General features: G+C 68.9%; 10 protein-coding genes. 4 read left to right on the plus strand and 6 right to left on the minus strand.

Going from position 1 to position 12,958, the window contains the following annotated elements:
- Nucleotides 1-14: 14 nt before the first annotated feature.
- The 5 genes from H7H34_RS00155 to H7H34_RS00175 all read right to left on the minus strand — a co-directional run bounded on the left by H7H34_RS00155 (nt 15) and on the right by H7H34_RS00175 (nt 7,075).
- Nucleotides 15-476 carry a RidA family protein gene (locus H7H34_RS00155; RefSeq protein ID WP_185923864.1) on the minus strand — a complete coding sequence of 154 codons (462 nt, stop codon included), beginning with the start codon at nt 474-476 and terminating at the stop codon, nt 15-17.
- Nucleotides 473-1,684, minus strand: a complete 1,212-nt coding sequence (locus tag H7H34_RS00160) for an aminotransferase class I/II-fold pyridoxal phosphate-dependent enzyme (protein ID WP_185926375.1) — start codon at nt 1,682-1,684, stop codon at nt 473-475. The genes H7H34_RS00155 and H7H34_RS00160 overlap by 4 nt, the downstream gene beginning before the upstream one ends.
- An 11-nt stretch (nt 1,685-1,695) precedes the next feature.
- On the minus strand, nt 1,696-3,333 hold the full coding sequence (locus H7H34_RS00165; RefSeq protein ID WP_185923865.1) for a hydantoinase B/oxoprolinase family protein: 1,638 nt from the start codon (nt 3,331-3,333) through the stop codon (nt 1,696-1,698).
- 14 nt (nt 3,334-3,347) lie between these two features.
- On the minus strand, nt 3,348-5,432 hold the full coding sequence (locus H7H34_RS00170; RefSeq protein ID WP_185923866.1) for a hydantoinase/oxoprolinase family protein: 2,085 nt from the start codon (nt 5,430-5,432) through the stop codon (nt 3,348-3,350).
- Nucleotides 5,433-5,548: 116 nt separating this feature from the next.
- Nucleotides 5,549-7,075, minus strand: a complete 1,527-nt coding sequence (locus H7H34_RS00175; RefSeq protein ID WP_185923867.1) for an aldehyde dehydrogenase (NADP(+)) — start codon at nt 7,073-7,075, stop codon at nt 5,549-5,551.
- A 138-nt stretch (nt 7,076-7,213) separates the two neighbouring features.
- Between H7H34_RS00175 and kdgD the strand changes: the two genes are divergently transcribed.
- Nucleotides 7,214-8,128 (plus strand): 5-dehydro-4-deoxyglucarate dehydratase, encoded by a 915-nt coding sequence (gene kdgD / locus H7H34_RS00180; RefSeq protein WP_120270689.1) that lies wholly within the window; start codon nt 7,214-7,216, stop codon nt 8,126-8,128.
- An 86-nt stretch (nt 8,129-8,214) separates the two neighbouring features.
- On the opposite strand, the gene H7H34_RS00185 is transcribed toward kdgD, so the two are convergent.
- Nucleotides 8,215-8,898 (minus strand): GntR family transcriptional regulator, encoded by a 684-nt coding sequence (locus H7H34_RS00185; protein WP_185923868.1) that lies wholly within the window; start codon nt 8,896-8,898, stop codon nt 8,215-8,217.
- Nucleotides 8,899-9,071: 173 nt separating this feature from the next.
- Here H7H34_RS00185 and H7H34_RS00190 point away from each other — a divergent pair, with 173 nt between their 5' ends.
- The 3 genes from H7H34_RS00190 to H7H34_RS00200 are packed head-to-tail and all read left to right on the plus strand — an operon-like array spanning nt 9,072 to nt 12,911.
- Nucleotides 9,072-10,130, plus strand: coding sequence for a glycosylasparaginase (locus tag H7H34_RS00190; protein WP_209006121.1), 1,059 nt, complete (start codon nt 9,072-9,074; stop codon nt 10,128-10,130).
- Nucleotides 10,127-11,317 (plus strand): aminotransferase class V-fold PLP-dependent enzyme, encoded by a 1,191-nt coding sequence (locus H7H34_RS00195; protein WP_185923870.1) that lies wholly within the window; start codon nt 10,127-10,129, stop codon nt 11,315-11,317. Before H7H34_RS00190 ends, H7H34_RS00195 begins: the two co-directional genes overlap by 4 nt.
- Nucleotides 11,318-11,360: 43 nt before the next feature.
- A complete protein-coding gene (locus tag H7H34_RS00200; RefSeq protein WP_185923871.1) occupies nt 11,361-12,911 on the plus strand; it encodes an ABC transporter substrate-binding protein in 1,551 nt (516 codons plus the stop codon).
- Nucleotides 12,912-12,958 lie beyond the last annotated feature (47 nt).

The following is a 12,958-nucleotide window of genomic DNA, read 5'->3' on the forward strand; positions in this document are numbered from 1 at the left end:
TTGGCGGTTTCCCCTCAGTCATCCACCAGCAGGATGGCCTCCACCTCGACGCTCATGTCGTGCGGCAGCGAGGCGACGCCGACCGCACTGCGCGCATGGTGCCCCGCCTCGCCCAGCACCTGCAGGAAGAGGTCGGAGCAGCCGTCGATCACCTTGGGGTGGTCGCGGTAGCCGGGAACGGCGTTGACCATCCCCAGCAGCTTGACCACGGCGCGGATGCGGCCGAGATCGCCCAGCTCCGCCTGTGCGGCGGCAAGCAGCTGCAACCCGGCCGAGCGGGCATGGTCGTGCGCCTCGGCCGTCGTCACGCTCTCGCCGACGCGTCCCGAGGCGACCTGCCCGTCGGCGCTGGCTCCGCCCCGTCCCGACAGGAACAGGAGGGGGCCGGCCCGCCGGGCGGGACTATAGGAGCCGGCAGCCTCGCGCACCGGCGGCAGCTCCAGCCCGAGGTCGCGCAGCCGCTCCAGCGGGCTCACGCCTCGTCTCCGAGCGCTGCGACCGCCTCGCGGATGCGCGTGCAGGCGCTGGCGAGCAGCGGGCGCGCGGCGGCGAAGGAGAGACGCACGTAAGGCGACAGGCCGAAGGCGGAGCCCGGTACGGTGGCAACGCCGGCCGCCTCCAGCAGGTACTGGGAAACATCCGCGTCGCCGGCAAGCCGCCTCCCGTCCGGCCGCAGCCGGCCGATCAGGCCCTTGCACTCGAGGAAGGCGTAGAAGGCGCCTTCCGGCTTGCGCAGCCTGAGGCCGGGAATGCCGGACAGACCGTCGATCACCAGATCGCGCCGGGCGGTGTATTCGCGGCCCGCCTCGGCCACGAAGCCCTGCGGCCCGTTCAGTGCGGCGACGGCGGCCGCCTGGGCGACCGAGCAGGGGTTGGACGTGCTCTGCGACTGGATCTTGGCCATCACCTTGATCAGGCCGGCAGGTCCGGCCGCATAGCCGATCCGCCAGCCGGTCATCGCATAGGCCTTAGAGACGCCGTTGACCGTCACCGTGCGATCGCGCAAGCGCGGGCAGGCGGCGAGGAAGGGCGTCGCCTCGGCCCCGTCATGCAGGATGTGCTCGTAGATCTCGTCCGACAGGATCAACACCCGCGGGTGCCGCTCGAGCATCGCCCCCAGCGCCTCCAACTCGGAGCGGGAGAAGGCGGCGCCCGACGGATTGCCCGGCGAGTTGAGGAACAGCCAGCGCGTCTTCGGGGTGATCGCCGCTTCCAGCTGCTCCGGCGTCGGCTTGAACTCCGCCTCGATCGGGCATTCCACCACCTTCGGCACGCCGCCCAGCAGCAGCGCCATGTCGGTATACGAGACCCAGTAGGGCGCCGGCACCAGCACCTCGTCGCCCGGCTCCAGCGTTGCCATCAGGGCATTGAAGATGACCTGCTTGGCGCCGTTGCCGGCCGAGATCTCCTGGCGGGAGAAGAGCAGGCCGTTCTCGCGCGCGAATTTGCCGATGATCGCGTCCTTGAGCTCCGTCGTGCCGTCGGCGGCGGTGTAGCGGGTCGCGCCCGCCCGCATCGCCGCCTCCGCCGCGTCCAGGATATGGGCGGGCGTGTCGAAGTCCGGCTCGCCGACGCTGAGGTCGACGACATCGGCCCCGCCGGCGCGCAATTCGCGCGCCCGCACCGAGATGGCCATGGCCGGCGACAGCTTGATCAGGCTGGCGCGTTCGGCCTCGTAGGTCATGGCGACCCCGCTCATTTGCTCGCCACGTATTCGAACGCCTCGTCGCGGGCCGCTGCATCCGGGTCCCGCTTGTCCGGGGCACCGAAGCCGCCGCCGCCGGGAAGCGAGAGGATCAGCCGCCGGTCGGCCGGCACATGCTGGCGTCCCTTGGAGGCAAGGCGGGTGCCGTCGTCCAGCGTCACCGAGCCCGGTTCGCCGTCATGGCCGCCGTCGCGTCCGCGCGCGGGATGGTCGATGCGGTCGAACATGGCGTTGAAGTGGAACTCGTGGCCGGCCGCCGCGCCGATCTCGACCACCTGGCCGAGGCCGCCGCGATACTGGCCGGCGCCGCCAGACCCGTCGCGCAGCTCCTTGCGCCAGAAGATCACCGGGCCGACATGCTCGGTCGCCTCGATCGACATGGAGTGCACGCCGCTGGGGAAGGCGGTGGCGCTGAGGCCGTCGAGGCTGGCCCGGGCGCCGGCGCCACCGCTGTTGAACAGCAGCACCTCGGCCCGCCGGCCGCCGTCGGCGGGGGCGTGTGCGCCCTGCAGCGGACGCGCGCTGACATGCAGGTTCCACAGCGCGCCGGAGCCTTCCGCCGGCACGCGGCCGGGCAGCATCTTGTGCACCGCGCCGAGCACCGCGTCGGGAATGAAATGCCCGAGCACGTGGCGCACCGCCACCGGAGCGGGATGCTGCGCGTTGAGGATGCAGCCCTTCGGCGCGGCGAAGTGGAACGGGGCGAGCGAGCCGTGATTGTTGGGAATGTCCGGGGCCAGCGCGCATTTCAGCCCGTAGCAGGCATAGGCCTTGGAGTAGATCATCGGCACGTTGATGCCGAGGGGGCTCGGACCGGAGGTGCCGTCGAAATCGGCAAGGATGTGGTCGTCATGCACGTCGATGCGCACGGCCAGATCGACCGGGCTGCCGTAGCCGTCGACGCGCATCACATTGTCGTACGAGCCCTTCGGCAGCGCCGCGATCCGCTCCAGCGTCGCGTTGTAGCTGCGGTCGAAGACGAAGTCGGCGAGCTCCTCCAGATCGGCAAGGCCGAACTCGCCCATCATGTCCATCAGCCGCCGGTGGCCGGTCTCGTTGCAGGCCGCCAGCGAGAAGATGTCGCCGACCACCTGGTCCGCCTCGCGCACGTTGTGGCGCAGGATGTTGACGAGGTCGCGGTTGACGGTGCCGCGTTCGACGAACTTCATGATCGGGATGAAGATGCCTTCCTCGTAGACCTCGTTGGCATCCGGGCCGAAGCCGCGTCCGCCCACGTCCACCACATGCGCGGTGCAGGCGAAGAAGCCGACCAGCGCGCCGCCGCGGAAGGACGGGGTCACCATGGTGATGTCGAGGAGGTGGCCGGTGCCCTTCCACGGATCGTTGGTGATGTAGACATCGCCTTCGAAGATGTTGTCCGGGCCGATGTCGTTGATGAAATGGCCGACGGCCTCGGCCATCGCGTTGACGTGGCCCGGCGTGCCGGTGACCGCCTGGGCGATCATCTTGCCGCCGCGGTTGAACACGCCGGCGGACAGGTCGCCGGACTCGCGCACGCTGGTGCTGAACGCGGTGCGGATGAGCGTGACGGCCTGTTCCTCGACCACCGAGATGAGGCGGTTCCACATGACCTGCATGCGGACGTCGGAGAGCGAATTTCCGGTCATGGCTTGTGTTTCCTTCACGCTTTCGAGCGGACGAGCAGACATCCGTCCGCCTGGAAGACCGCTTCCTGTCCGTCCGTGATGATCGTGGTGGTCTCGTTTTCGGTGATGACGGCGGGGCCGGCGATGCAGTCGCCCGGCGCCAGCTCGGCACGGGCGACGACAGCGGCAGTGACGAAGCCGGCGGTGCGGGCCTCGAACATCTGCCGCGTCGCGGCCGCCTCCAGCCGCCGCTTCGCCTCCAGGCGCGGAACGCGCGGGGCCGGATAGGCCTCGGAGCTCGCCCGCAGCGACCAGCTGACGATCTCGATGTCGAGCTTGTCGATCAGCCGGCCGAACAGCTGCTCGTAGACCTCCTCGAAGCCCTTGCGGAACACGTCGACCTCGCCGGCGGCATAGTCGCGCACATCCACCGCAACCGGCACTTCCCAGCCCTGGCCGGCGTAGCGCATGTAGGCGGTGCATTCGAGGCTCGGCACCGCGTCGGGCGCGCCGGAGCGCACGAAGGCGGTCGCCTCCTCGGCGAGGTCCTTCAGCACGGCGTTGACCTTGCCGGCATCGAAGGCGCTGAGGCGCAGGAAGGCGCTGCGCACGGACTCGAAGCCGAAGGGCGCGCGCAGGAAGCCGATGGCCGAGCCGACGCCCGCTCCCGGCGGCACCAGCAGTTCGCTGATGCCGAGCTTCTCGCACAGCCGGCCGGCATGCAGGGGCGCGGCGCCGCCGAAGGCGATCATCGTGTAGTCGGCGAGCTCCATGCCGTTTTCCACCGCATGCATGCGCGCCGCATTGCTCATGTTCTCGTCGACCACCTCGCACAGGCCGAAGGCGGCCGTGGTGCCGTCGATGTCGAGCGGGCGGGCGAGATCGCGCTCGATGGCGCCCGTTGCCGCGCCCGTGTCCAGCGTCATCGAGCCGCCGGCGAACCCGTCCGCCGCCAGCTTGCCGAGCAGCAGGTCGGCATCGGTCACCGTCGGCTTGTCGCCGCCGCGGCCGTAGCAGGCGGGGCCAGGCTCGGAACCGGCGCTGTGCGGGCCGACGCGGATCTGGCGCATGGCATCGACGGCGGCGATGGAGCCGCCGCCCGCGCCGATCTCGACCATCTCGATCACCGGGATCGAGATCGGCATGCCGCTGCCCTTCTTGAAGCGGTAGGTGCGCGCCACCTCGAAGGTCTTCGCGGTCTTCGGCACCTGGTTGTCGATCAGGCAGATCTTGGCGGTGGTGCCGCCCATGTCGTAGGAGAGCACGCGCTCCAGCCCATGCTGGCGGGCGATGTGGGCTGCGAAGATCGCGCCGCCCGCCGGTCCCGATTCCAGCAGGCGGACGGGGAACTCGATGGCGCTCTCCACGCTGATGATGCCGCCGCCCGAATGGATCATGAAGACCGGGCAGGTGGTGCCGGCGGCCTTCAGGCTGTCGGTCAGCCGGCGCAGGTAAGAGGCCATCAGCGGCTTCACATAGGCATTGGCGCAGACCGTGTTGAAGCGCTGGAACTCGCGCATCTGCGGCGAGACCTCGCTCGAGATCGAGACGAAGAGGTCCGGCCGGCGGGCCAGCAGCGCGTCGCGGATCCGCCGCTCGTGCGCGCCGTTGACATAGGAGTGGATCAGGCCGACGGCGATGCTCTCGAAGCCGCCTGCCAGCACGCGCTCGACCAGGGCGTCGAGCTCGGCCTCGTCGATCTCCTTCAGCACGTTGCCGTGGGCGTCGATGCGCTCGTCGAGGACGAAGCGCTCGTTGCGCGGCACCAGGGGCGCCGGCAGCACGATGTCGAGGTCGTACTGCTCGAAGCGGTTTTCGGTCCGCATCTCGATGACGTCCCGGAAGCCCTTGGTGGTGATGAAGGCGGTGCGCGCGCCGCGCCGCTCGATCAGGGCGTTGGTGGCCAGCGTCGTGCCGTGGATGAGCGTGTCGATCTGGTCGAGCGCGATGCCGGCACGTTCGGCGACCAGCCGCACGCCGTCGACGATGCCCTGTTCCGGTGCCGTGTAGTTGGTCAGCACCTTGGCAGAGTGCATGGCATCGCCAACTTCCATGGCAACATCGGTGAAGGTTCCGCCGATGTCGGCCCCTACCCGGATCTGCTTGCCGTCCTTCGTCATGTTCGCCGCGTCTCCCGCTTGCCTTGGGCTGGACCGGCCCCTCCCCGGAGCCGATCGTGTTACTTGTATGACAACATACTACATGGAAATGTCAAGACGTCTGATGTGTGATTACATCAGTTTTGCGCCCCCGCCCGCGCGTCGTCCGGCAGCAGGTCCTCCGGCATGTTCTGGTAGCAGACCGGGCGCAGGAACCGCCGGATCGCCATCGAGCCGACGCTGGTCGCGCCGAAATTCGTCGAGGCCGGATAGGGGCCGCCATGCACCATCGCGTCGCAGACCTCGACGCCGGTCGGATAGCCGTTGACCAGCAGCCGGCCGGCCTTGCGCTCCAGCACCGGCACCAGCGCGCGTGCCTGCGCATGATCGCCCGGCTCCAGCTGCAGCGTGCAGGTGAGCTGGCCGGCGAGGCTGCCCGCCACCTGCGCCATTTCCTCGGCCGAGGAAACGGTCACCACCAGCCCGAGCGGGCCGAACACTTCCTCGGCAAGATGCGGTTCAGTGAGGAAGCGGGTGCCTTGGGTGCGCAGCAGGGCGGGCGAGGCCTCGCGCGGCCCGCAGGACGCCCCGAGATGGACGGGCTTGCCGCCGGCCGCCTCCAGTTCGCCCGCGCCCCGGCGGAAGGAGGCGGCGATCTCGGCCGTCAGCATCGGCTGCGGCGCCACCTGCGACAGCGCCCGCGCCGCTTCGGCGATCAGGGCCTCGGCCGCCTCTCCCTCGCGCAGCACCAGGACGCCGGGATTGGTGCAGAACTGGCCGACGCCCATCACCAGCGAGGCGGTCCATTCGCGGGCGATGCTCTCGCCGCGGGTCCGCAGCGCCTCGTCCAGCACGAAGACCGGGTTGACCGAGCCGAGTTCGCCGAAGAACGGGATCGGTTCGGCGCGCTGCGCGCAAAGGTCGAACAGCGCCCGCCCGCCGGCAAGGCTCCCGGTGAAGCCGACTGCCCGGATCAGCGGATGGGTGACGAGCGCTTCTCCGGCCGCCCGGTCGGCGCTCTGCACCAGCGAAAAGGTGCCGGCCGGCATCTCGCAGGCGACGCGCGCCGCCTCGATGGCCTCTGCGACGATCTCGCCGGTCGCCGGATGGGCGGGGTGGCCCTTCACCACCACCGGGCAGCCGGCGGCAAGGGCCGCGGCCGTGTCGCCGCCGGCGGTGGAAAAGGCGAGGGGGAAGTTCGAGGCGCCGAACACGGCGACGGGGCCGAGCGGGCGCATGCACAGGCGCAGCTCCGGGCGCGGCGGCGTGCGGTCGGGCAAGGCCTCGTCGACGCGCAGGTCGAGATGGCGCCCGGCGCGGATATGGCCGGCGAACATGCGCAGCTGGCCGGTGGTTCGGCCGCGCTCTCCCTCGACCCGCGCCTGCGGCAGGCCGGTCTCGGCCATCACCGTCGGGGTGAGATCCTCGGCGCGCGCCTCGATGGCATCGGCAATCGCCTCCAGGAAGGCCGCCCGCTGCGCGCGCGAGGTCTGGCCATAGCCGGCGAAGGCAGCTTCTGCGGCGCGAACCGCCGTGTCGATCTCGGCCGCTCCGCCATTGGCGAAGCCGTGGGAGGGACCGCTGACCGGCCGGCTGTCGAAGCGCGCGCTGCTGTCGACGCGCGCGCCGGCGATGAGATGCGTGCCGTGGGGGCGATAGGCCATGTCGGAATGCTCCTTGCCTCATGTGAAAATTCGGTCCGCGCAACCCATCATAAAATAAGACATCATACAACTGTTGACTTTCATCTGATGGCGGGTAGAAGCTTTGCGGAACCAAACAAGCCAATGAGGAGCGCTTCCATGGACCCGATCGAACTGAAGGAAAGGCTTGCATCCAGCCTCCTGTCGTTCCCCGTCACGCATTTCACGGCCGATGGCGGCTTCAACGCCGAGAGCTATCGCCGGCATGTGGAGTGGCTGTCCGGCTTCGACGCCGCGGGCCTGTTCGCCGCCGGCGGCACGGGCGAGTTCTTCTCGCTGGCCCCGGACGAGATCCCGCATGTGGTGCGCGCGGCCAAGGAAGCGGCCGGCAGCACCCCCATCGTCGCCGGTTGCGGCTACGGCACGGCGCTTGCCGTCTCCATCGCCAGGCAGGCCGAGGCCGCCGGCGCGGACGGGCTGCTGCTGCTTCCGCATTACCTGATCGACGCGTCGCAGGAAGGGCTCTACGCCCATGCGAAGGCCGTGTGCGATGCCGTCGGCATCGGCGTGATGATCTACAATCGCGACAACGCCATCTACAAGGCGGACACGGTCGCGCGCCTGTGCGAGGCCTGCCCGAACCTGATCGGCTTCAAGGACGGCAGCGGTGAAATGGGCCTGGTGCGCCAGGTCACGGCCACGGTCGGCGACCGGCTCACCTATCTGGGCGGCATGCCGACGGCCGAGCTTTTTGCCGAGGCCTATCTCGCCGCCGGCTTCACCACCTATTCCTCGGCCGTCTTCAACTTCGTGCCGGGCATGGCGGTGGAGTTTTACAAGGCGCTGCGCGCCGGCGAGACCGCCACATGCGAGACCCTGCTGAAGGGCTTCTTCTTCCCCTTCATGAAGCTGCGCGAGCGCGCGCCCGGCTATGCCGTGTCGCTGGTGAAGGCGGGCGTGCGCCTCAAGGGCTTCGAGGCCGGCCCGGTGCGCCCGCCGCTGACCGACCCGACGGCGGAAGAAGAGCGCCTGCTCGGCGAGCTGATCTCCTTCGCGGAAAGTCGCGCGCGCTGACACGCGCTGCCCGACAGGTACCCGAAACGAAAAGGCCCGCGGGAGACGCTCTCCCGCGGGCCTTTTTGCGTGCGCGCTGCGGCTGGTCAGTCGTCCCGGCTTGAGGGCTGGGGCTCGGCGCGCTGCAGCCGCTCCACCAGCGAGACCGAGCCGCGCATGATGTGGTCCTTCAGGAAGGTCTGCGCCTCGGCGATGTTCCCCTCGCGGCACAGTTTCAGGATGTGCCGGTGCTCGGCATCCATCGCCTCGCTGCCGATGGTGAAGCGCATCGGCACGGGAAAGTGCCGATAGGTGTTCATGTAGAGCTTTTCGAGAATGTCCAGGCTCTGCGGCCGGTCCGCCGCCGTGTAGAGCGCGCGGTGGAACGCCCAGTTCATCCGCGTCCAGTGGGTCTGGGTGGACTTGTCGAGCATCTGGTCGAGGATCTCCTCGGCCGCGGCGAGATCCTCCGGCCGCATCGCCGGGATCGCGATGCCGATCAGCCAGGGCTCGAGCAGCGCCCGCAGCTCGTACATCTCGCTCAAGGCCTCGATCGACACGCCGCTGACCACCGCGCCCTTATGCGCCTCGACCTTCACAAGGCCTTCCGCCTCGAGCTGGTTCAGCGCCTCGCGCACCGGCACCCGGCTCACCCCCAGCCGCGCGGCGAGCTTTTCCTGCTTCAGCTTCTCGCCGCTCGCCAGTTCGCCGGACAGGATCATCGAGCGTATCCGCTCGGTGACCTGCATGGTGACCGTCTTTCGGGCGATCAGGTGTGTCGCGTCATCCATCAACGGGCTCCAGGCTCTTCTCACCGCCGCACCACTATCCCAGTCCGGGCCGTTTCGCACCAGCCGCAGGTCGCATCGGACCGGATTTGATATGGTACTTTATTTTGTATCCAATATTCATTATACACATGACGCGAGCATGTCGGGAACCCCGGATCGGAGGGCGCTGGGTCTTGTGCACCGTCTTGAGCAACAACGAGGGAGCGTGCGGCATAGGCGCCTCGGCGGATCTGCTGGCGGCCGGCGCCCCCACCCTCGATGCACTGGAAGTCGGTGTGCGTCTGGTCGAGGCCGATCCGTCCGTATGGACCGTCGGGCGCGGCGGCTGGCCCAATCTTCTCGGTGTGGTCGAGCTGGACGCCTCGGTGATGGACGGCGATACGCTGCGCAGCGGCGCGGTCGGCGCCATCACCGGCTTCCTGCATCCGGTCTCCATCGCCCGCCGCCTGCTGGAGGAGCTGCCCCATGAGTTTCTCGTCGGCGAGGGCGCCATGCGCTTCGCCCGCGAGATCGGCGCCGAACGCGGCGAACTGCTGGCCGACCATGCCCGCGTCGCCTGGCGCTCCTGGTTCGAGGAGAGCTTGCGCGAGGACGAGCGCGCGGCCTGGCCGACGACAGACCTGCGCAAGCTGTGCTGGCAGTCGATGGACCCGGAGATCGGCAAGGACACCACGGTCTTTCTCGGCCTCGACGGCCGCGGGAGCATCGCCACCGCCACCAGCACCTCCGGCTGGGGCTGGAAATATCCCGGCCGCCTCGGCGACAGCCCGGTGATCGGCGCCGGCTCCTATGCGGACAGCCGCTACGGCGCCTGCGCATGCACCGGCGTCGGCGAGATGACCATCCGCTGCGGCACCGCGCGGGCCGTCGTCCTCTACATGAAGATGGGATTGACCGTTGCGCAGGCGGTGGATGCCGCCGTCGACGACATGCGCGCCCTCAAGGGCGGCCTGGTCGGGCGCGTCACCATCCATGCCATCGACAAGGCCGGCGAACACGCCGTCGTCGCCGTCAACGGCGAGCCCGGCAACCACTACTGGCTCTGGCGCGAGGGGTTTGCCGCCCCGCAGCGGCACGAGGCCCGCATCGTCACCCTTCATCCCCACACCGGCTCGGCGGCGACCACCCATGCCCGCGCCGAGCGGCATGCGCGCGCCGCCGCCGCCGCCCTCAAGGCGCTGGGCGGGACGGCCGCGTCCGCCGACCCGCAATTCTCAGGAGACCCCGAATGACTGTCATCGACCAGGCGCCCGTCAACCCGCTGTTCGCCGAGGATCCGGACGGGATCGCCGGCACCACGCTGGCCGATGTCGGCCGCCTGTTCCCGATCAAGCAGAAGCGCACCTATCTCAACAACGCCTCCATCGGCGCGCTGAGCCTGCCGGTGGTCGCCGCCGTCGAGCGCTTCCTCGGCAATTGCCGCGACAATGGCCGCAACGACTATCCCCGCTGGTGCAGCCATGCGGACGAGGTGATCAAGTCGCGGGTGGGCCAGCTGATCGGCGCCCGCCACAGCGAGATCGCCTTCGTCAAGAACACCACGGAAGGCCTCGTCAACGTCGCCAACGGCCTGGCCTGGCGGGAGGGCGACAATGTCGTCCTGCCGGATATCGAATATCCCTCCAACGTCTATTGCTGGATGAAGCTGGCGACCCGGGGCGTCAACATCCGCTGGGTGAAGAACCGCGGCGGGCGGATCCTCGTCGACGACATCCGCGAGGCGATCGACGCGCGCACGCGCCTCGTCTCGCTGAGCTCGGTGCAGTTCTCCAACGGCTTCCGCCAGGACCTGGAGGCGACCGCGACGCTGTGCCGGGAAAAGGGCGTGCTGCTCAACCTCGACGCCATCCAGTGGGTCGGCGCGCTGGAGATGGATGTCGAGCGCTACGGCATCGACTTCATGTCCTTCGGCGGCCACAAGTGGATGCTGGCGCCCGTCGGTACCGGCATCTTCTACTGCCGCGATGCGGTGCTCGACCAGCTGGAGCCGACCTCGGTCGGCTACCACACGGTCGACCGCGGCGAGGCGCATATGGACTATGTGCTGGACTATCGTCCCGGCGCCGGGCGCTTCGAGGAGGCGTTGGTCAACTTCCCCGGCATCTGGGGCCTGGATGCGGCCGTGCGCATGCAGCTCGCGCTGACGCCGCGCGCCATCGAGGCGCATATCCTGTCGCTCACCGCCCGCGCCGCCGAAGGCCTGCGGGCCAAGGGCTACGAGATCCACAGCCCGTTCGGCGAGGGCGAGCGCTCGGGAAATCTTTCCTTCAGCCATCCGGCCTTCGCGCCGGAAGAGCTCGACAAGCGACTGGGCGGGGCCGGTGTCGACCTTGCCCAGCGGGGCGGCCGCCTGCGGATCTCGCCCAGCTACTACAACGACGCCGACGAGATCGACCGTCTCGTCGACGTGTTGCCGTGACCCCATCAAAGATAAAAAGAACCAGCCAGAAGGAAGCCTCATCATGGAAATGACACGTCGCAGCTTTGCCCTGACGGGCCTGACAGCCCTGACGGGCCTTGCCCTCGGCGGCACCTCGCTCAGCGCCTTTGCCGCCGGCAAGGCCGGGACCCTGCGCTACGGCACGGTGACCGAGGTCACCAACATCGATCCGCACATCTATGCCGGCAACTCCTGGAAGGTGCTGATCGGTGTTCTCTACTCTCCCCTCGTCACCTTCGACACCAAGGGCGAGATCGTGCCGGCGGTGGCCGAAAGCTGGGAGCAGCCGGATGCGGCGACCATCGTCTTCCGCCTGCGCGAGGGCGTGACCTTCCATGACGGCAGCGCGCTGACCGCGGACGACGTCGTCTTCTCGCTGGAGCGCATCCGCGACGAGGCGACCGGCGCGACGCTGCGCGGCTATCTGGTCGATTGCACCATCGCCAAGGTCGACGAGCGCACGGTCGAGGTGAAGAAGTCGGAGCCCGACGCCTCGCTCCTGTCCGTGCTGGCGCTGCCCGAGGCGGCGATGGTGTCGAAGGCCTGGGTGGAGTCCGGCGTCAACATCAAGTCGCAGGCCAACGGCACCGGCCCCTTCACGCTGGCCGAATACGAGTCCGGCGTGCGCGCCCGCCTTGCTGCCAACCCCTCCTACTTCATCGAGGGCGAGCCGAAGCTCGAGACGGTCGACTTCCGCATGATCAAGAGCGACGATGCGCGCGTCTCCGCCCTGCGGTCCGGCCAGCTCGACATGATCGACTTCGTGCCGTGGAAGGACATCGACATGCTGGCGCGCATGCCGAACTTCGAGGTGGACTCCGCCTCCGGCGCCTTCATGAGCGTGTGGTTCAATGCCACCAAGGCGCCGTTCGACGATCCGCGGGTGCGCCGGGCGATGGCCTTCGCCGTCGACCGCGAGGCGATCTCGCGCGCCGCCTTCTTCGGCCACGGCACGCCGATCTTCTCGGTGCCGACGCCGCCGGACTCGCCCTATTTCAATGCCGACCTGAAGGGCGCCGTCTCCCTCGACCTCGAAAAGGCGAAGGCGCTTCTGGCCGAGGCCGGCCACGGCGAGGGCCTCGACATGGAGTTGATCGTCTACCAGGGCCTCGGCATCTACACGACGACCGCCCAGATCCTGCAGGCCAACCTCAAGGAGATCGGCGTCAACGTCTCGATCCGCCTGGTGGAATGGTCCGATCTGGTCTCGCGCAAGAACGGCGCGGACTACGACGCGATGATCTACGGCGTCTCCATGAAGCTGAACGACCCGGACGCCTACAGCTACTATCTCGGCTCGGAATCCGCATACTGGGCCAAGCCCATCGGCTACCGGGACGAGACGCTGGAGGCGCTGCTCGACGAGGGCCGCCAGCTCACCGACCAGGGCGCGCGCAAGGCCGTCTACGCCAAGGCGGAGGAGCGGATCCTCGAGACGATGCCGTGGATCTTCATCAACTACCGCGAACAGGCCCAGGCCTATACGCGCAAGGTGAAGGGCTATGTGCATCTCGGCGGCGCGCTGAGCGAGGCAGCCCCGGCCATCTCGCTGCCGAAGATCGCCCTCGACTGAGGACCGTCCTCGCCTGACCGGCTCGTCCGGCATCGCAGACCCGCCCG

The sequence above is a fragment of the Stappia sp. 28M-7 genome (genome assembly GCF_014252955.1).
GTDB lineage: Bacteria > Pseudomonadota > Alphaproteobacteria > Rhizobiales > Stappiaceae > Stappia.

Bases quoted from the DNA above. Each gene is read 5' to 3' on its own strand.
- H7H34_RS00160 (WP_185926375.1), bottom strand. From the start codon at position 1,684: ATGACCTACGAGGCCGAACGCGCCAGCCTGATCAAGCTGTCGCCGGCC.
- H7H34_RS00165 (WP_185923865.1), bottom strand. From the start codon at position 3,333: ATGACCGGAAATTCGCTCTCCGACGTCCGCATGCAGGTCATGTGGAAC.
- H7H34_RS00170 (WP_185923866.1), bottom strand. From the start codon at position 5,432: ATGACGAAGGACGGCAAGCAGATCCGGGTAGGGGCCGACATCGGCGGA.
- H7H34_RS00175 (WP_185923867.1), bottom strand. From the start codon at position 7,075: ATGGCCTATCGCCCCCACGGCACGCATCTCATCGCCGGCGCGCGCGTC.
- kdgD (WP_120270689.1), top strand. From the start codon at position 7,214: ATGGACCCGATCGAACTGAAGGAAAGGCTTGCATCCAGCCTCCTGTCG.
- H7H34_RS00185 (WP_185923868.1), bottom strand. From the start codon at position 8,898: ATGGATGACGCGACACACCTGATCGCCCGAAAGACGGTCACCATGCAG.
- H7H34_RS00195 (WP_185923870.1), top strand. From the start codon at position 10,127: ATGACTGTCATCGACCAGGCGCCCGTCAACCCGCTGTTCGCCGAGGAT.
- H7H34_RS00200 (WP_185923871.1), top strand. From the start codon at position 11,361: ATGGAAATGACACGTCGCAGCTTTGCCCTGACGGGCCTGACAGCCCTG.